Annotated in this window: 17 protein-coding genes; 13 read left to right on the top strand and 4 right to left on the bottom strand. The window is 69.0% G+C overall.

Annotated features, from left to right (window positions below):
* Positions 1–193 precede the first annotated feature (193 nt).
* A complete protein-coding gene (locus ABF401_RS06685; RefSeq protein ID WP_353508763.1) occupies positions 194–916 on the top strand; it encodes a hypothetical protein in 723 nt (240 codons plus the stop codon).
* Positions 917–918: 2 nt separating this feature from the next.
* Positions 919–2,298 carry a DUF2252 domain-containing protein gene (locus tag ABF401_RS06690; protein ID WP_353508764.1) on the top strand — a complete coding sequence of 460 codons (1,380 nt, stop codon included), beginning with the start codon at positions 919–921 and terminating at the stop codon, positions 2,296–2,298.
* Here the strand turns inward: ABF401_RS06690 and typA are convergent.
* Together typA and ABF401_RS06700 are read right to left on the bottom strand one after the other, a co-directional pair.
* Positions 2,295–4,133, bottom strand: coding sequence for a translational GTPase TypA (typA, locus tag ABF401_RS06695; protein WP_353508765.1), 1,839 nt, complete (start codon positions 4,131–4,133; stop codon positions 2,295–2,297). The two genes, ABF401_RS06690 and typA, sit on opposite strands and share 4 nt — an antisense overlap.
* A 13-nt stretch (positions 4,134–4,146) precedes the next feature.
* Positions 4,147–4,632, bottom strand: coding sequence for a (deoxy)nucleoside triphosphate pyrophosphohydrolase (locus ABF401_RS06700; protein WP_353508766.1), 486 nt, complete (start codon positions 4,630–4,632; stop codon positions 4,147–4,149).
* A gap of 228 nt (positions 4,633–4,860) precedes the next feature.
* On the opposite strand from ABF401_RS06700, the gene ABF401_RS06705 reads away from it, so the two are divergent.
* The 5 genes from ABF401_RS06705 (at position 4,861) to ABF401_RS06725 (ending at position 10,872) form a co-directional block, all read left to right on the top strand.
* The gene (locus tag ABF401_RS06705; protein WP_353508767.1) at positions 4,861–6,543 is read left to right on the top strand and encodes an ABC transporter substrate-binding protein; all 1,683 of its coding nucleotides are present in this window, start codon (positions 4,861–4,863) and stop codon (positions 6,541–6,543) included.
* 101 nt (positions 6,544–6,644) lie between these two features.
* A complete protein-coding gene (locus tag ABF401_RS06710) occupies positions 6,645–7,655 on the top strand; it encodes an ABC transporter permease (protein WP_353508768.1) in 1,011 nt (336 codons plus the stop codon).
* Positions 7,656–7,661: 6 nt separating this feature from the next.
* On the top strand, positions 7,662–8,660 hold the full coding sequence (locus tag ABF401_RS06715) for an ABC transporter permease (RefSeq protein WP_502908201.1): 999 nt from the start codon (positions 7,662–7,664) through the stop codon (positions 8,658–8,660).
* A 5-nt stretch (positions 8,661–8,665) separates the two neighbouring features.
* On the top strand, positions 8,666–9,697 hold the full coding sequence (locus tag ABF401_RS06720; RefSeq protein WP_353508769.1) for an ABC transporter ATP-binding protein: 1,032 nt from the start codon (positions 8,666–8,668) through the stop codon (positions 9,695–9,697).
* Positions 9,694–10,872: an ABC transporter ATP-binding protein gene (locus ABF401_RS06725; protein WP_353508770.1), complete on the top strand. Its 1,179-nt coding sequence runs from the start codon at positions 9,694–9,696 to the stop codon at positions 10,870–10,872. Before ABF401_RS06720 ends, ABF401_RS06725 begins: the two co-directional genes overlap by 4 nt.
* Before the next feature lie 11 nt (positions 10,873–10,883).
* Here the strand turns inward: ABF401_RS06725 and ABF401_RS06730 are convergent, their stop codons facing one another.
* The gene (locus ABF401_RS06730) at positions 10,884–11,105 is read right to left on the bottom strand and encodes a helix-hairpin-helix domain-containing protein (protein WP_353508771.1); all 222 of its coding nucleotides are present in this window, start codon (positions 11,103–11,105) and stop codon (positions 10,884–10,886) included.
* A gap of 300 nt (positions 11,106–11,405) precedes the next feature.
* On the opposite strand from ABF401_RS06730, the gene ABF401_RS06735 reads away from it, so the two are divergent.
* The 6 genes from ABF401_RS06735 to ABF401_RS06760 all read left to right on the top strand — a co-directional run bounded on the left by ABF401_RS06735 (position 11,406) and on the right by ABF401_RS06760 (position 17,030).
* On the top strand, positions 11,406–12,110 hold the full coding sequence (locus ABF401_RS06735) for a DsbA family oxidoreductase (protein ID WP_353508772.1): 705 nt from the start codon (positions 11,406–11,408) through the stop codon (positions 12,108–12,110).
* Positions 12,111–12,241: 131 nt separating this feature from the next.
* Positions 12,242–13,213, top strand: a complete 972-nt coding sequence (locus ABF401_RS06740) for an alpha/beta fold hydrolase (protein ID WP_353508773.1) — start codon at positions 12,242–12,244, stop codon at positions 13,211–13,213.
* 136 nt (positions 13,214–13,349) lie between these two features.
* Complete coding sequence (locus ABF401_RS06745) at positions 13,350–14,963, top strand: serine/threonine-protein kinase (protein WP_353508774.1); 1,614 nt, start codon at positions 13,350–13,352, stop codon at positions 14,961–14,963.
* Positions 14,964–14,980: 17 nt separating this feature from the next.
* The gene (locus tag ABF401_RS06750) at positions 14,981–15,361 is read left to right on the top strand and encodes an ArsR/SmtB family transcription factor (RefSeq protein ID WP_353508775.1); all 381 of its coding nucleotides are present in this window, start codon (positions 14,981–14,983) and stop codon (positions 15,359–15,361) included.
* A gap of 53 nt (positions 15,362–15,414) precedes the next feature.
* A complete protein-coding gene (locus ABF401_RS06755; protein WP_353508776.1) occupies positions 15,415–16,113 on the top strand; it encodes a cation diffusion facilitator family transporter in 699 nt (232 codons plus the stop codon).
* Positions 16,113–17,030, top strand: a complete 918-nt coding sequence (locus ABF401_RS06760; RefSeq protein WP_353508777.1) for a cation diffusion facilitator family transporter — start codon at positions 16,113–16,115, stop codon at positions 17,028–17,030. The genes ABF401_RS06755 and ABF401_RS06760 overlap by 1 nt, the downstream gene beginning before the upstream one ends.
* A gap of 44 nt (positions 17,031–17,074) precedes the next feature.
* On the opposite strand, the gene ABF401_RS06765 is transcribed toward ABF401_RS06760, so the two are convergent.
* Entirely contained in the window at positions 17,075–17,455 is a 381-nt protein-coding gene (locus ABF401_RS06765) for a DUF8817 family protein (protein WP_353508778.1), read from the bottom strand.
* Positions 17,456–17,467 lie beyond the last annotated feature (12 nt).

Genomic DNA, 17,467 nt, shown 5'->3' on the forward strand with positions numbered 1-17,467 from the left:
GGGGACGAGCCAGATCCAGCGGCTCGTGATCGCCAAAGAAGTGCTGCTCCCCCGCCAGGCCGAGGAGCCGACGCCCGAGGCCGAAGCGCTCGCCGCGAAGGAGTCCGAGGAAAGCCAGGCAGAGCAGGCGGCGGCGACCGTCTGAGACGGAGCGGTTGCCACCCTCGATCCAGGTGCTTAGGATCGAGGGACGATGGAGGCTGGCCGCAGGCAGATCAGCGTCGGCGACGTCCTCAACGAGACGTTCTCGATCTACGGGCAGAACTTCGGCGCGCTGATCGGCGGTGCGATCGTCGTGTTCGTTCTCGTCGGGATCGCGTCGGGGCTGCTCCAGAACTCCGGCGGCCTGGTGCTTGGCACCCTGGCCTTGATCGTCGAGCTGGTCGGGCGAGCGATCTTCGTCGGCTTCGTCGTCAGGCTGGTCGAGGACGTCCGCGACGGCCGCCGCGACCACACGGTCGGCGACCTTTTCTCATCGGCCTCCGACGCGATCGTGCCGCTGATCGGGTTCGGGATCCTGTTCGGGATCGGTGTCGGGATCGGGTTCATATTGCTTGTCATCCCCGGCCTCTTCCTGTTGACGATGTGGTCGGTCGGCGCGCCGGCGATCGTCGTCGAGAAGGAGGGGGTGATCGGGGCCTTCGGGCGCAGCTGGAATCTCGTCCGCGGCGACGGCTGGAGGGTTTTCGCGGTCCTGCTCGTCGTCTTCCTGATCGGGCTCGCGGTGAGCGCTGTCCTTCTCGCGATCGGGAACTCGATCGGCAATGGTGCCTCCCTGGTCGCCGGAATCGTCGCCGCTGTGATCACCGCTCCGATCTACGCGATCGCCGTCAGCGCCCTCTTCTTCGACCTCGGCGGCGGTGGGCAGGGCGCCTCCGCCCAGGCTTCCACCGCGACGGCGCCGCCGGCAGCCTAGCGATGGACCTCGCGGAGCGCGCGGCCACCGGCAAAGAGGCGCGCACGCGGGTGCCGCGCTCTGACCACGCGGATTGGGCGCCGCCGGCGGAGCGGGGCGACCCGGTCCAGGTCCTCGAGGAGCAGGCGACGTCGAGGGTCCCGGAGCTGCTTCCGATCCGATACGGGCGGATGGCCGTCTCGCCGTTCACCTTCTACCGCGGCGCCGCGGCGGTCATGGCCGCCGACCTGGCCGCGACGCCGACCTCGGGGCTCGAGGTGCAGATGTGCGGCGACGCGCATCTCTCCAACTTCGGCGTCTTCGCCGCCCCCGACCGCCGCCTCGTCTTCGACCTCAACGACTTCGACGAGACGCTGCCGGGGCCGTGGGAGTGGGACGTCAAGCGGCTCGCCGCGAGCTTCGAGATCGCCGCCCGCGACAACGGCTTCAAGCGCAAGGAGCGGCGATCGGCCGTCGAGACGGTCGTCCGCTCCTACCGAGAGTCGATGCGCGAATTCGCGAAGATGCGGAACCTCGAGATCTGGTACGCCCGGCTCGACGCAGAGGAAGCGCTCGAATCGCTGCAGACTGAGCGTCGGAAGGGCGTGAAGAAAGTCGAGAAGGCGGCGGCGAAGGCCCGGGCGAAGGACAGCGTGCGGGCGCTGGATCGCCTCACCGAACGGGTCGAAGGGGAGCTGCAGATCGCGAGCAGGCCACCGCTGCTGGTCCCGATTGACGAGCTGGTCGGGGACTTCGCCGGCGATTTCGATCCCGAGGAGGCGATACAGACCGTCCTCAAGGAGTACACCGACTCGATGAAGGGCGACCGGCAGCACCTCCTCTCGGAGTACCGCTACCGCGACCTCGCTCACAAGGTCGTCGGCGTCGGCAGCGTCGGGACCAGGGCCTGGATCGTGCTGATGACCGGCCGCGACGACTCCGACCCGCTCTTCCTCCAGGCGAAGGAAGCGGGGGCCTCCGTTTACGAGCCATATGTCGGCAAGAGCCGCTTTCGCAACCACGGCCGCCGCGTGGTCGAGGGCCAGTGGCTGATGCAGGCCGCCAGCGACAGCTTCCTCGGCTGGTGCGCCGGCGTCGAAGCCGATGGCCGGGCGCGCGACTACTACGTGCGCCAGCTCTGGGACGAGAAGGGCTCGGGCGACATCGAATCGATGCGCCCACGGTCGCTCGAGATCTACGCCAAAGGCTGCGGCTGGACCCTGGCCCGAGCCCACGCGCGCTCCGGCGACGCCGTCGCGATCGGCGCCTATCTCGGATCCAACACCGCGTTCGACGACGCGATCGCCGAGTTCTCGGACGCCTACGCCGACCAGAACGAGCGCGACCACGCCGAGCTCCTCGCCGCGATCGACTCCGGCCGGCTCGAGGCCGTCGACGCCTAGCGGGGAGCTGCTGCGCCCTGGCGGGCCGCCTTTTGGCGCCTGATCTTGTCCAGTTCCACCTTGCGCAGGCGAACCGAGGTGGGGGTCACTTCCAGGCACTCGTCGTCGCGCAGGAACTCGAGCGCGGCTTCGAGCGTCAGCTCTTTCGGTGGCGAGAGCCGGACCAGGACGTCGGCGCTCGCCGCCCGCATGTTGGTCTGCTGCTTCTCCTTGATCGCATTGACGTCGAGGTCTTCGGAGCGGCTGTTCTCGCCGACGATCATCCCCTCGTAGACCTCCTCGCCGGGCCCGACGAAAAGGGTGCCGCGGTCCTGCAGGCTGAGCAGCGCGTAGCTCGCGCTCGAGCCGCGACGGTCGGCGACCAACGAGCCCGTCGGCCGGGTGCGAAGATCGCCCGCCCAGGGCTCCCAACGGTCGAAGACGTGGTGCATGATCCCCGAACCGCGGGTCTCGGTCAAAAACTCGGTTCGCAGGCCGATCAAGCCCCGGGCCGGGATCAGGTAGTCCATCCGCACCCATCCTGTCGCGTGGTTGGTCATGTGGTCGAGGCGCCCCTTGCGGCCGGCGAGCAGCTGGGTGACCGCGCCGACGTGCACCTCGGGGACATCGATCGCGAGCCGCTCGACCGGCTCGTGGACCTTGCCTTCCAGCTCGCGGGTGATCACCCGTGGCTGCCCGGCGGTCAGCTCGAACCCTTCGCGGCGCATCATCTCGAGCAGGACGACCAGCTGCAGCTCACCGCGGCCCTGCACCTCCCACGCGTCGGGGCGTTCGGTGTCGGTGACGCGGATCGAGACGTTGCCGACCAGCTCGGCATCGAGCCGGGACCGGATCTGCCGCGCGGTCAGCTTGTCGCCCTCGGAGCCGGCGAGCGGCGAGGTGTTGATCCCGACGACGATCGAGAGCGAGGGCTCGTCGACGGTGATCACCGGCAGCGGCCGCGGGTCGTCGGGGTCGGCCAGCGTCTCGCCGATCGTCACGTCGGGGAGGCCGGCGATGGCGATGATCTCGCCTGGCCCGGCCTCCTCGGCGGCGACCCGGTCGAGGGCCTCGGTGACGTACAGCTCGGTGATGGCGGCGCGCTCGATGCTGCCGTCGGCGCGGCACCAGGCGATCCGCTGGCCGTTGCGGATCATCCCGTTGCGGACCCGGCAGAGCGCCAGCCGGCCGACGTAGGGATCGGCGTCGAGGTTGGTGACGTGCGCCTGAAACGGATGATCGGGGTCGAATTCAGGGGCCGGGATCTGCTCCAGCATCAGGTCCAGGAGGGGGGACAGGTTGGTTCCCTCGACGCCCTCCTCGAGCGAGGCCCAGCCGGCTTTCGCGTTCGTATAGACGATCGGGAAGTCGATCTGCTCGGAGTCGGCGTCGAGCTCGATGAAGAGCTCGTAGACCTCCTCGACGACCTCCTCGATCCTCGCGTCGGGCCGGTCGACCTTGTTGACGACGAGGATCACCGGCAGCCTCGCCTCGAGCGCCTTGCGGAGGACGAACCGGGTCTGGGGCAGGGGGCCCTCGGAGGCGTCGACCAGGAGCAGCGCCCCGTCGACCATCGTCAGCCCGCGCTCGACCTCGCCGCCGAAGTCGGCGTGGCCGGGGGTGTCGACGATGTTGAGCTTCACCTCGCCGTAGCGCACGGCGGTGTTCTTGGCGAGGATCGTGATGCCCTTCTCGCGCTCGAGGTCCATCGAGTCCATCACGCGCTCGTTCACGTCCTGGTTGGCGCGGAACGCGCCGCTCTGCCAGAGCATGGCGTCGACGAGCGTCGTCTTTCCGTGGTCGACGTGGGCGACGATGGCGACGTTGCGGATGTCCGCACGGGTCTGCAAGGGCATGAGGGACAGTCTCTCAGGATTTGGAGGGGCCGCTGAACGCGCCGCCGAGCCGGTCGGCGAGGGCCCCGACGATCGGCAGGTCGGCCGGCAGCCAGGCCACGTCGTAGAGGTCATCGGGACCCAGCCACCGCAGCTCGTCGTGGTCCTCGATCGGCGCGGGCTCGCCCTCGACGACTTCCGCGGTCCAGACCAGCATCTCGTAGCGGTCACCGATCGCCCACGTCGTGCCGGGCAGCGGACCCGGGACGTGGCGCCCGAGCCGGACCGTCACGCCCAGCTCCTCGAGCACCTCCCGGTGGAGCGCGGAGAGCGGCGACTCTCCCGGGTCGACCTTGCCGCCCGGCAGCTCCCACCCGCCGGCGAGGGCTGACGGCTCGGTGCGGCGTGCCGCGAGCAGCCGAGTCGGATGCTCCAGGTCGTCGACGATGGCGGCGCCGACGACGAGCAGCAGGGACGATCGCTCGTCCTGTCCCTCTGAGATCGGGTCGTTGGTGCTCATGTCGCCTTGGATCGTGTCACAAGCGATCCGGGAACCGTGCGGTCGCCCAACGGAGGTCCAGCGACGTTGCGTATCGGACGGATAAACATTGTCCGCGATGTGGGATTTCGCTCCCGATCTTCACTAGGTTCGTCCCCAGCCGGTCGCGGCGGCGCCATCTGCAGCCGTGGAAGGTCTCCTCTTGGCCGGCCCACTCCAGGGCCGCCATTGCACTAGAGCGAGGTAAACATGAAGTTCTTCCGGAAGGCCGCCCCGGTCGCGATCCTCGCGACTGCCGCGCTGGCCCTCGGGGCATGCGCCCAGTCCGAGCGCGACACCGGCAACACCGGTGCCACGAACGGCGGCGGCGCGAGCGGTGGCACCCTCACCTTTGGTGCCGCTGGAGCCCCCAAGCTGTTCGACCCCTTCTATGCCACCGACGGCGAGACGTTCCGCGTCACCCGCCAGATCTTCGACGGCCTGCTCAGCATCAAGCCGGGCACCGCCGAGGTCGTTCCGGGTCTCGCGGCGGAGATGCCGACGCCGTCCGCTGACGGTCTCAAGTGGACCTTCAAGCTCCGTACCGGGGTGAAGTTCCACGACGGCACCGACTTCAACGCCGACGCCGTCTGCAAGAACTTCGAGCGGATGTTCGACCAGAACCCGGCCGCGCAGAGCAGCGCAGCGTCCTACTGGTCCGACGTCATGGGTGCGTTCAAGGACAAGGCCGCCGATGCCCTGTACCAGGGCTGCAGCGTCACCGACCCCTCGACCGTCGTCATCTCGGTCAGCCGGCCCACCTCGAAGTTCCCCACCGCCCTCAGCCTCTCGTCGTTCTCGATGCAGAGCCCCACGGCCATGGAGAAGGGCAACGCCAACGACGTCAAGGCGCAGGGTGACGGGTTCGTCTTCCCCGCGTACTCGCAGAACCCGGTTGGCACCGGCCCGTTCAAGTTCCAGGGCTACGACCAGGCCAACGGCACCGTGACCCTGGTCCGCAACGACAACTACTGGGGCGAGAAGGCCAAGCTGGACAAGCTCGTCTTCAAGGTCATCCCCGACGAGTCCACCCGTCGCCAGGAGCTCAAGGCCGGCAGCATCCAGGGCTACGACCTGCCCAACCCGGTCGACTGGCAGGGCCTCAAGGACGAGGGCAACCAGGTGCTCGTCCGCCCGGCGTTCAACATCCTCTACATGGGGCTGAACCCGAAGAAGAACCCGAAGCTCGCCGACCTCAAGGTCCGCCAGGCGCTCTACTACGCGCTGAACCGCGACCAGCTCGTCAAGACCCAGCTCCCGGAGGGCGCCTCGGTCGCGACGCAGTTCATGCCGGACACCGTCAAGGGCTACAACAAGAGCCTGCAGGCCGTGCCCTACGACAAGGCCAAGGCCCAGCAGCTGCTCAAGGATGCCGGCGCCGAGGGCCTGCAGCTCCAGTTCGCCTACCCGACGGAGGTCTCACGTCCGTACATGCCGGACCCGCAGAAGATCTTCGAGGCGCTGCGCACCGACCTCGAGGCCGCTGGCGTCAAGGTCACGGTCGTTGCCAAGCCGTGGAACGGCGGCTACCTCGAAGGCATCGACCAGGGCCTGTTCGACGCGTGGATCGTCGGCTGGACCGGTGACTACGACTCGGCGGACAACTTCATCGGTACGTTCTTCTCCTCGGACCAGAACGACTTCCAGACCCACAGCCAGCCGTGGGGCAAGGAGCTGTCCGACAAGCTCAAGGCCGCCGACGCGATCATCAACCCGGACGAGCGCGCCACCGCCTACGAGCAGGTCAACAAGGACATCATGGAGATGTACCTGCCCGGTCTGCCGCTGACGCACTCCCCGCCGGCCATCGTCGTCGGCCCGAACGTCCAGGGACTCGTCGCGTCCCCGCTGACGGCCGAGGAGTTCGACACGGTGACTGTTAGCGGCAAGTGATTCTCACCCGAGGACTCATAGGGTAGGGACACTTCACATCGGCCGGGGGCCGTCCCAAGATTGGGACGGCCCCCGGTCGTGAGAAAGGATGGCGCCAGACCATGTTGCGATACCTCGTGCGACGGCTGCTTCAGATGGGCGGCGTGGTCGTGGTTCTCTCGATGCTGCTCTTCCTCTGGTTGCGATCACTCCCCGGTGGCCCGGTTTCGGCGTTGCTCGGTGAGCGGTCGACCCCCGAGCGAGCTGCGGAGCTGTCCCATGCGCTCGGGCTCGACCAGCCGATCTTCGTGCAGTACTGGAACTACCTCACGCGGATCGCCCACGGTGACTTCGGTCCGTCCAACGGCGTGCTCCCCGGTCGTGACTCCTTCGAGATCTTCCTGAGCCGCTTCCCGGCCACGATCGAGCTCAGCATCCTGGCGATGCTGCTCGCCGTCATGGTCGGGATCCCGCTCGGCTACTACGCCGCCCGGCGCAAGAACAGCTGGCTCGACAACGTGTCCGTCATGGGCTCGCTCGTCGGCGTGGCGGTCCCCGTCTTCTTCCTCGCCTTCATGCTCAAGCACTGGTTCGCCGTCGAGCTCCAGTGGCTGCCGGTGTCCGGGCGTCAGGATCCGACGATGGACGCGACGCGGGTCACCGGGTTCTTCGTGCTGGACGGAATCCTCACGCAGGAGTGGGACGCGGCCTGGGACGCCTTCCGGCACCTCATCCTCCCCGCCGTCGCCCTGGCCTCCATCCCGTTCGCCGTCATCTTCCGGATCACCCGGGCGTCGGTGCTCGACGTCGTCGAGGAGGACTACGTCCGAACCGCCAACGCCAAGGGCCTGACCTCGAGGGTGATCCGCGGCCGGCACATCCTGCGGAACGCGCTGCTGCCCGTCGTCACGACGATCGGCCTACAGATCGGTGCCCTGCTCGCCGGAGCGGTCCTCACAGAACGGGTCTTCAGCTATCCCGGAATCGGCCAGGCCCTCGCATCCGGTATCGAGCTGCGTGACTACCCGGTCCTCCAGGTCCTCATCCTGGCTGCGGCGGCCATCTTCGTCGTCGTCAACCTCATCGTCGACATCACCTATGCCGTCATCGACCCACGGATCAGGACGAGGTGATCTGCCGTGACCCAGTTGCCCGACCAGACCCCGGACCAGACCCCGGAACCCGCAGCCTCCGCTGCCCCCACCGGGGCAGCCGCTGGCGCGGTCACGGACACCGTGGCGGATGCCGGCCGCGTCGCAGGTGGGGAGGGTGAGTCGCTCATCGCGAGTGCGTGGCGGCGGCTGCGCCGCAACCCGATCTTCCTCACCGGCGCCGTCATCACCATCGTCTTCGTCATCCTGGCCATCGTCGGTCCGTGGATCGCGCCTCACGACCCGGCCGCCCAGCCCCTGCTCGACCAGGTCAGGCCCCAGTCCAACCCCGTCCCGAAGGCCCAGCCGGGCTTCCCGCTCGGCGGCGACACGGTCGGGCGGGACCTCTTCTCGCGACTGCTCGTCGGCGGTCGTCAGACCCTCATCGTCGGCGTGCTCGCCACTCTGGGCGGGCTGATCGGTGGCCTCATTCTCGGCACCCTCGCCGGCGCGATCGGCGGCAAGGTCGACACGGTGGTCATGCGCATCGTCGACGTCATGCTCTCGATTCCGGGCCTCATCCTCGCCGTCTCGATCGCGGCGATCGCGGCGAGTCCGAGCCAGACGACCGTCATCATCGCCATCGCGGTGGTGCAGATCCCGATCTTCGCCCGTCTGCTGCGTGGGTCCATGCTGGGGCAACGGGCGAGCGACCACGTCCTCGCTGCCCGCGCCCTGGGCGTCAGGCCCCGCGCCGTGGTCTTCCGCCACATGCTGCCGAACTCGCTCGGCCCGGTCATCGTCCAGTCGACCCTCGTCCTGGCCACGGCGATCATCGAGGCGGCCGGCCTGTCCTTCCTCGGCCTGGGCAACCCCGACGACCGGCAGCCCGAGTGGGGGCAGATGCTTGGAAACTCCCAGCAGCTCGTTGGCGCCTACCCGCATCTGGCCATCTATCCCGCGCTGTGCATCATCGTCGTGGCCCTCGGCTTCACCCTCATGGGAGAGTCGCTGCGCGAGGCCCTCGACCCGAAGAGCCGGAGGTGACCGGGATGTCCCAGACGATCGCGTCCACGAGTGCGAGTGACCGTCAGAGCTACGGTGGCGACGAGCCGCTGCTCCAGGTGCGTGGCCTCACGGTCAGCTTCACCGGGTCGGGTGAGGAGCCTTTCACCGCAGTGGACGGTATCGACTTCGACGTCCGCCCCGGGCAGACCGTGGGTCTCGTCGGGGAGTCGGGCTGTGGCAAGTCCGTGACCTCGCTGGCGATCATGGGCCTGCTGCCGAAGCGTGGCAACCGGGTCGAGGGGGAGGTCCGCTTCGCCGGGACGGACCTGTTGCGGCTGTCCGACGCGGAGCTGCGCGACAGGCGGGGCAAGGACCTCGCGATGATCTTCCAGGACCCACTCAGCTCGCTCAACCCTGTCGTCCCGGTCGGCGTGCAGGTGGCCGAGGTGCTCGAGCGGCACAAGGGCATGTCGCGCAAGGCCGCCATGGCCGTCGCCCGGGAGATGCTCGACAAGGTCGGCATCCCCGACCCGAACCGCCGGCTGAAGGACTACCCCCACCAGATGTCCGGCGGGATGCGCCAGCGTGCGCTCATCGCCATGGCCCTGGCGTGCGAGCCCCGCCTGCTCATCGCCGACGAGCCGACGACCGCCCTCGACGTGACGATCCAGGCGCAGATCCTCACCCTCCTGAAGAACCTCGTCGAGGAGACGGGTACTGCTCTCATCATGATCACGCACGACCTCGGCGTCGTCGCGGGCCTCTGCGACGAGGTCAACGTCCTCTACGCCGGGCGCATCGTCGAGCGCGCCGAGCGGCACCCACTGTTCGAGCGCCCGCGCCATCCGTACACGCATGGCCTGCTCGAGTCGATTCCCAAGCTCGGGGTCGGTCGCGGCGAGCGGCTCAACCCGATCCCCGGCTCGGTGGCCGACAACCTGCCGTGGACGAGCAGCTGCGCCTTCACCCCCCGGTGTCCCAACGCCATCGAGACGTGCCGGCAGCAGACACCACCGCTGGTGGAGGACTACGGTCGTGCCCTGCGCTGCTTCAACCCCGTGGAGGAGAGTCGATGACCTCGACCGTGAACCCGGATCGCGACACGAGCGGGGCGGCCGAGACCGAGACTGATCGCCCCGACGTGCTGCTCGATGTCCGTGGGGTCAAGGTGCACTTCCCGATCAAGAAGGGCGTCATCTTCGACAAGGTCATCGGCCACGTGTACGCGGTCGACGGGGTCGACCTGCAGATTCGCCGGGGTGAGACCTACGGCCTGGTCGGCGAGTCCGGCTGCGGCAAGTCGACCCTGGGTCGGGCCATCCTCAACCTCGAGCCGCCGACCGAGGGCTCGGTCCGGTTCGACGGGGTGGACATCGCGAGCCTCAAGGGTGAGGAGCTGCGACGCAAGCGTCAGGACCTCCAGATGGTCTTCCAGGACCCGATGAGCAGCCTCGACCCGCGGCAGTCGGTCGAGTCCCTGCTCCTCGAGTCGATGAAGGCGCACGGCCTCGTCGAGGACGGAGCCACCGCCGGCCAGCGCCTGCGTGAGCTGCTCGCTGCCGTCGGCCTGCCTCCCGCGGCGCTGAAGAAGTACCCGCACGAGTTCTCGGGCGGCCAGCGCCAGCGGATCGGCATCGCCCGGGCGCTCTCGGTCAACCCGAAGCTCATCGTCGCGGACGAGCCCGTCTCCGCGCTCGACGTCTCCGTACAGGCGCAGGTCATCAACCTGCTCGAGGACCTTCAGGAGGAGTTCGGCCTGACGTACCTGGTCGTCGCCCATGACCTCGCCGTCGTGCGGCACATCAGCGACCGCGTCGGGGTGATGTACCTCGGGGCGCTCGCCGAGGAGGCACCGGCCGACGACCTCTACGCGCGGCCGCTGCACCCGTACACCCGGGCGCTGCTCTCGGCCGTGCCGGTGCCGGATCCCGTCGTCGAGGACCAGCGCGAGCGGATCCTGTTGACGGGTGACCTGCCCTCACCGGCCAACCCACCCTCCGGTTGCCGCTTCCACACCCGCTGTCCATGGCGCCAGCCGACCCGGTGCGACACCGAGCGACCGGCGCTGCGCGTCGTCGACATCGCCGGGGTTCCCCGGGACCATCGGGTGGCCTGCCACTGGGCGGAGCAGATCGCGTCAGGCGAGCTGCGTCCGCACGAGGTGAAGGCGATCGCCGTCGAGCAGACGGTCCTGGGCGACGACGCGGGCTCACCCATCCTCGGTCCGACCTCCATCGGCGAGATCGGCTGACGCAGGGACCGTTACGAGGGATGCCCCTCCGCGTCGGCCTCGGTCTCGGCGAACTCGAGGCCGTGACGGGCCAACGCGTCGGCCCAGGCCTTCATCGCCGTCGGACCGACCCCGTGGAGCGCGGCGATAGCCGTCGCTGGATGCCGGGAGAGCTCCTGGAGGGTCCTGATCCCGGCTTCCTGCAGCGCCCGGTCAGCCGGGGCGGAGACGTGCGGTACGTCCAGATCAGGCATGACCGCTCCCTTCGTCGGTGGGCTGTCCATCCATGATGCACACTCCGGCAGGCCCGCAGGGCTCGGGAAGGCCAGGGAGCACTGAGCGAGTGTGGGCTGGGAGCGAGCCCAGCGGCATACGGCATGGGAACTGTCCCAAGACAGCAGGAAGAGGTGCCACTCGCTCGGGGGTCCGAGTGGCACCTCTTTCACTCTCAACAGCGCACGAGGACGCAATCGCGTTACACCTGCGGTCATGGAATTTTCCTCGCGTGCCCGTGGCCGGGGAAGCAAACGCCGAGATGGACAGTTGAACGTTCTATGAACGTCGACATCTGGTCTGATATCGCCTGCCCGTGGTGCTTCATCGGCAAGCGCCGCTTCGAGAAGGCGCTCGCCGCGTTCCCGCACCGTGACGAGGTGACGGTCACATGGCACAGCTACCAGCTCGACCCGACCATCCCGGAGCACTACGACGGCAGCGAGCTCGACTACCTGGCGAAGGTCAAGCGGATGGACCCGGCGCAGGTCCGCGGGATGCTCGACCACGTGACCTCGACTGCCGCCGCGGAGGGGCTGCAGTACGACTTCAACCGGCTCGTCGTGGCCAACAGCTTCTCGGCACACGAGCTGCTCCACCTCGGGAAGGAGCGTGGCGCCGCAGGCACGGTCAAGGAGGCACTGCTGTCCGCCCACTTCGAGAAGGGCCAGGACATCGGTGACCGGAACGTCCTCGTCGGCATCGGCACCTCGGCGGGGCTCGACGCAGCCGAGGTCGACACCGCGCTCGACAGCCGCCGCTACCGGGATGCGGTGGAGGCGGACATCCGGCAGGCTCGCAGCCTCGGCATCCAGGGCGTGCCCTTCTTCGTGATCGAGAACAGATGGGGCATCTCGGGCGCCCAGCCTGCCGAGCTCTTCTCCCAGGCGCTCGAGCAGGCCTGGCGCGAGACCAACCCGCTCGTCATGGTGCATCCGGACGGCGACCACACCGCCGCCTGCGGCCCGGACGGCTGCGCAATCTGAGCGGCCATCCGTGACACCCCAGGGCAGGTCTCGGTCCTGTCACGACCCGTGTGAGGATGACCCCTTCGGGCCGGCCCCCGACGCTGCTGGGGTTACTGTGGAGTAAATATTCGAGGAGCCAAGGAGGCGCGGTGAGCTCAATCAGCCCTCGGGAGGTGACCCTGCACGGACACACGCTGTCGTACGTCGACAGCGGGTCCGGCGAGGCGATCCTGTTCGTCCACGGGCTGCTCGGCTCGCACCGCAACTGGCGCCACCTGGTCGACCGCCTCGACAACACCAACCGCGTCATCGTCCCGGACCTCTTCGGTCACGGCGCCTCTGAGAAACACGAGGGGGACTACTCCCCCTCCGCCCAGGCCGCCACCCTCCGGGACCTCATCAACCGCCTGGGCATCGACCGCGTGACCATCGTCGGGCATTCCCTCGGGGGCGGCATCTCCCTCGCCTTCTGCTACCTCTTCCCGGACCGGGTCGAGCGTCTCGTCCTCGTCGGCACCGGCGGGCTCGGACGGGAGGTGAGCCCAGCGTTACGGGCGGCCACGCTTCCGGTCGCCGACTGGGTGCTGCCCGTCATCGCCTCGCCATGGGTTCGCGGCGGTGCCGAGCTCGTCGGCCGGGGGCTGTCCCTCTTCGGCTGGCGCGCGAGCCATGACATCCGGGCGGCCTGGGAGGGCTTCACCGAGCTGAGCGATGCCGACGCCCGGCGGGCGTTCCTGGCGACGACACGCGCCGTCATGAACGCCCACGGGCAGACCATCGCGGCTCACGAGTACCTTCTGGAGCTCGCCGGGCTACCGGTCCTCGTGGTCTGGGGAACCAACGACATGGTCATCCCGGTCGATCACGCGAGGCGCCTGGGGGATCTCGCGCCGGAGTGCCGGGTCGAGATCTTCGACGGTGCCGGCCACTTCCCACACCTCGACCAGCCGGACCGTTTCTCCGACGTGCTACGCGACTTCATGGCGACCACGGACCGGGGCGACGGAAGCCCGACGAGTTCGGCGACCACCGGAGGCGCTGCCGAGCGCCGGACACCAGGGCGGCCCGAGTCCCCTCGCCACGAGGACCGATCCACCACCCGGGCGGATCGCCCCGCCTGAGCAGCGCCTCCGCTGCGAAGGCGCGCCGCCGACGGACGTCCCGACGGATGACGGTCTGACGCGCCCACACGCGGATGGGTACGGTCCTTGGGTCCGACCGGCGGAGCTACCGCACGTGACGAGAGGGATCCAAGGAATGAGCGCCGACGATGTCGTCATCGCAGGGCGGTACGTCCTGCTCGAGCGCATCGGCCTCGGCGGCATGGGCTCGGTGTGGCGAGCGCAGGATGAACGCCTGCAACGAACTGTCGCCGTGAAGCTGTTGCACCTGCCTCCGGGTGCGAGCGAGTCCGACGCTCGGGTGGCCAAGGAGCGCGCCATGCGCGAGGCCCGCCACACCGCCCGTCTCCACCACCCTCATGCCGTCCCGGTCTTCGACGTCGTCGAGCACGAGGGGCAACCCTGCCTGGTCATGCAGTACCTGCCGTCCCACACGTTGCAGGTGGTGCTCGCCGAGAACGGGACCATGCCCATCGACGAGGCCGCACTCGTCGGTGCCGAGATCGCTTCCGCCTTGTCGGCCGCACACGCTGCAGGTGTCGTGCACCGTGACATCAAACCAGCCAACATCCTCATCACCGAGGACGGATCTGCCAAGATCACCGACTTCGGGATCTCACAGGTGCTCGGCGATGCCCGGTTGACCTCCACCGGCATGCTGACCGGCACCCCGGCCTATCTGGCTCCGGAAGTGGCCCGAGGTGAGCCATCCTCGGCCGCGTCGGACGTCTACTCCCTGGGTGCGACCCTGTTCGCGGCGGTGGAGGGCTCGCCGCCGTTCGGGACGGACGAGAACCCGATGGCGTTGCTGCACCGGGTCGCGTCTGACCCGCCGACCCGGCCCGCCAAGGCCGGCGCGCTCACGCCCGTGCTCCTCGCCATGCTCGAGCGGGATCCCTCGGCTCGCCCCTCCATGGCCGAGGCAACCGATTGGCTCCAGCGACTCGACCTGTCGGCTCCGCCGGGCGATCAGCCAACCGCCTCAATGCGACCGGTCACGACGATGCCGTTGCCGACTGCCTCCGCTGGCCCACCCGCACCGCCGACGGTCCCGGCGTCAACGCCCCCAGCCGGTGGACTCGCCGGCGCGGCCGCCCTCACCCGCTCAGCGCCTCCTCCGCCCACGCCCGAGCCCTCGGCCAACAGTGATCGCACTGACCGCCGCTCGCGCCGCGGGATCGCGGTGCTCGCCGCGCTGGTGGCCATTGCGGCTGTTGGCTTCCTGGCCCTTCAGGCTCTCCTTGGCGACGGCGACCGAACCCCTGCCGCGGCACCACCCACGGACTCGTCAGTCGCCAAGAGCCCCTCGCCCTCCCCCACCACGCCGACCAAGCGCACCACCACGACGGCGGACAGCACGCCCATCCCGCCAGCCTCGACCGGCCCCAGCGCGGCCCCCTCGGCATCGCCGACCACCGGGCCGCCGGAACGGGTCCGCTTGGTGCGCGCGCTGCAGGACTACTACGCCCTGCTGCCCGACGACACCGAATCGGGCTACGCGCGCCTCACGGACCGGTACCGCCGCACCACGGCCGGTAGTCAGGATGCGTACCAGGCGTTCTGGGACAAGATCAAGCGCGTCAGCATCCGGAACCCCTCGGCGACCTCGGGCGGCAGGGTCGAGGCGACCATCACCTACACGTTCGACGACGGGCGCGTGGTCGAGGAGCGGACGGCCTATCGACTGGTGGAGCAGGAGGACGCCCTCAGGATCGACAGTTCCACGGTGCTCGCGAGCAGACAGCGCTAAGGAGATATCATCGCCAGATGTCGATGCTGATGCGAACCGCCAACGATCGCGCCAACACTGAGGCATCGGCGCTCATCGCGGCGGCCTGCCTGTTCCACGGGTTCCAGGACCCGTCGAGGCTCGCCATCCTGCAGCACCTGGCGCTCGGTGAGCACAGGGTCGTCGACCTGACGGCCCACCTCGGGCTGGCCCAGAGCACGGTCTCCAAGCACCTTGCCTGCCTCAAGGACTGTGGCCTGGTCAGTTCCAGGCCCGAGGGACGCGCATCGGTGTTCTCTCTCAACCACCCCGAGGCGCTGATGGACCTGTTCGCGGCGGCAGAGCGACTCCTCGGGCTGACCGGGGACGCGGTCACCCTGTGCCCCAGGTACGGCATCACCGCCACCGAGAGCGCATGATGGCCACCGGCGAACGGGAACCCTGGCCGTCCCGGGCCGTAGGAGGCAAGCGGATGCTGGCCCCGAACGTCCCCGGCTCATCGACGCTGGGCGAGGCCGAGACGGAGCGGTTGACCCGTCGGGCGCTGCGTCTGGCGCAGTTCACGGTCGCCTACAACGTGGTCGAGGGGGCAGTCGCCATCGGCGCGGGCCTCGTCGCGGGACTCGTGTCACTCGTCGGCTTCGGGTTCGACTCGGGGATCGAGTCGGCCGTCGCCATCCTCGTCGGGCTCCGGCTGGCCGCACGACTGCGGCATGGCGACGCGGACGAGCGGAAGGAGCGCTGGACCCTGCGGGCGGTCGCAGTGAGCTTCTTCGTGCTCGCGGCGTACGTCGTGTTCGCGGGCCTGCGATCGCTGATGGATGGAGAGGCGCCCGACCAGTCGCTGGTCGGCATCGTCCTGCTTGCCGCGTCCATCGTCGTGATGCCTGCCCTGGCCGTCGCCAAACAGCGCGTGGCGATGCGGCTCGGGGGTGACAAGCTGATCCTCGCCGACGCAGCCGAGACGAAGATCTGCGTGCTGCTCAGCATCTCCACGCTGCTCGGGCTTGGCCTCTACAGCATCACGGGCACAACCTGGCTGGACCCCGTGGCTGGTTTCCTCATCGCAGCCTTTGCCGTCCGCGAGGGCCGGGAGGCCTGGGAGGGCGAGCTGGTCGAGGACGATCCCCAGGACCACCTGGTTTCCCGTGCGAGCGGGGAGGTGAACTGATGGGCGCCGGCCACGGCCATGGCGGTGGGGCTTCGGCTGGGCACGCCGGTGGTCGTCATCGTTGGCGGCTGCGGGTGGCGTTCGTCCTCATCGCCGCCTTCTTCGTCGTCGAGCTCGTCTTCGCGCTGTCGTCCGGGTCGCTCGCGCTGCTCTCCGACGCGGGTCACATGGCCTCCGACGTCGTCGCGCTCGGTGCCGCGCTCGTCGCGACGACGGTCGCCACCCGCCCGGACTCGACCGGCCGGCGAACCTATGGGTCCTACCGGGCGGAGATCCTGGCCTCCGGGCTGGCGGTCCTGCTCATGCTCGGAGTCGCCTTCTATGTCGTCGTCGAGGCCATCGGCCGGATCGGCGACCCCGTAGAGGTCCAGACCGGCCCGATGCTGATCGTCGGAGCACTGGGACTCGCCGTTAACCTCGCGGCCCTCCTGCTCCTGCGCGGTGGGTCCGCCGAGTCCCTCAACGTCAAGGGCGCCTACCTCGAGGTGGTGGCTGACACCGCCGGTTCCGTGGGCGTGCTCGTCGCCGGCTGGCTGGTCGCCACCACGCAGAATGCGGTGTGGGACACCGTCGTCGCGGTGGCCATCGGGATCTTCGTCGCCATCCGCGCGGTGATCCTGGGGCGGCAGGTCCTCGCCGTCCTCGCCCAGCACGTCCCCGAGAGCGTCGACATCGACGAGGTCACCACCGACCTGGAGGCGATCCCCGGCGTGCACGATGTGCACGACCTGCACCTGTGGACGCTCACGTCCGGGATGCTCGTCGCCACGGCACACCTCGTCTCGGAGGAGGGCGCGCACACCCCAGACCTGCTCGACGGGGCCAAGGAGGTGCTCCGCGACAAGCACGGTGTGCTGCACGCGACCCTCCAGGTTGAACCGGCACGCAGCCGCGAATGCCACGAACTCGACTGGTGACCCCAGTCGCTTGACCACCGGCCCGACGGCCCCGCGGCTGGTGGCTACACCTCGCCCTCCTGCCGGGCGAAGCCACCGAGACGCACGAGGTTTCCATCGAGGTCGATGATGTGGAACTCGACCGCACCGGATGGCTCGCTCAGGGGGGCGCTCATCCGAGCCGGCTCGGGCACCTCCACGTCCGCCCACCTCGCGTGCGCATCCAGCGCTTCACCCGGGGTGCCGAATCTGATGTAGCACGCGACGTCGTTCGTCCAGCGGTCCACCGCTTGGTCGTGCCAGAAGTGCAGCTCGATGCCGAGGTCCGCGTGTCGCAGGATCAGGTAGTCCGGCCAACGCCCGCGAGCACCGAATCCGAAAGCCGCCCAGAACGTTGTCGTCCGGTCGAGGTCGGCACTGGGAAGGATCGGGATCGTCTCGGTCACCACATCAGTGTG

This window comes from Intrasporangium sp. (assembly GCF_040414665.1).
In the GTDB taxonomy this organism is placed as follows: domain Bacteria; phylum Actinomycetota; class Actinomycetes; order Actinomycetales; family Dermatophilaceae; genus Intrasporangium.

Excerpts from the sequence above, each read along its gene's own strand:
- ABF401_RS06685 (WP_353508763.1), top strand. The coding sequence starts at position 194 with ATGGAGGCTGGCCGCAGGCAGATCAGCGTCGGCGACGTCCTCAACGAG.
- ABF401_RS06690 (WP_353508764.1), top strand. The coding sequence starts at position 919 with ATGGACCTCGCGGAGCGCGCGGCCACCGGCAAAGAGGCGCGCACGCGG.
- typA (WP_353508765.1), bottom strand. The coding sequence starts at position 4,133 with ATGCCCTTGCAGACCCGTGCGGACATCCGCAACGTCGCCATCGTCGCC.
- ABF401_RS06700 (WP_353508766.1), bottom strand. The coding sequence starts at position 4,632 with ATGAGCACCAACGACCCGATCTCAGAGGGACAGGACGAGCGATCGTCC.
- ABF401_RS06705 (WP_353508767.1), top strand. The coding sequence starts at position 4,861 with ATGAAGTTCTTCCGGAAGGCCGCCCCGGTCGCGATCCTCGCGACTGCC.
- ABF401_RS06710 (WP_353508768.1), top strand. The coding sequence starts at position 6,645 with ATGTTGCGATACCTCGTGCGACGGCTGCTTCAGATGGGCGGCGTGGTC.
- ABF401_RS06720 (WP_353508769.1), top strand. The coding sequence starts at position 8,666 with ATGTCCCAGACGATCGCGTCCACGAGTGCGAGTGACCGTCAGAGCTAC.
- ABF401_RS06725 (WP_353508770.1), top strand. The coding sequence starts at position 9,694 with ATGACCTCGACCGTGAACCCGGATCGCGACACGAGCGGGGCGGCCGAG.
- ABF401_RS06730 (WP_353508771.1), bottom strand. The coding sequence starts at position 11,105 with ATGCCTGATCTGGACGTACCGCACGTCTCCGCCCCGGCTGACCGGGCG.
- ABF401_RS06735 (WP_353508772.1), top strand. The coding sequence starts at position 11,406 with ATGAACGTCGACATCTGGTCTGATATCGCCTGCCCGTGGTGCTTCATC.
- ABF401_RS06745 (WP_353508774.1), top strand. The coding sequence starts at position 13,350 with ATGAGCGCCGACGATGTCGTCATCGCAGGGCGGTACGTCCTGCTCGAG.
- ABF401_RS06750 (WP_353508775.1), top strand. The coding sequence starts at position 14,981 with ATGTCGATGCTGATGCGAACCGCCAACGATCGCGCCAACACTGAGGCA.
- ABF401_RS06755 (WP_353508776.1), top strand. The coding sequence starts at position 15,415 with ATGCTGGCCCCGAACGTCCCCGGCTCATCGACGCTGGGCGAGGCCGAG.
- ABF401_RS06760 (WP_353508777.1), top strand. The coding sequence starts at position 16,113 with ATGGGCGCCGGCCACGGCCATGGCGGTGGGGCTTCGGCTGGGCACGCC.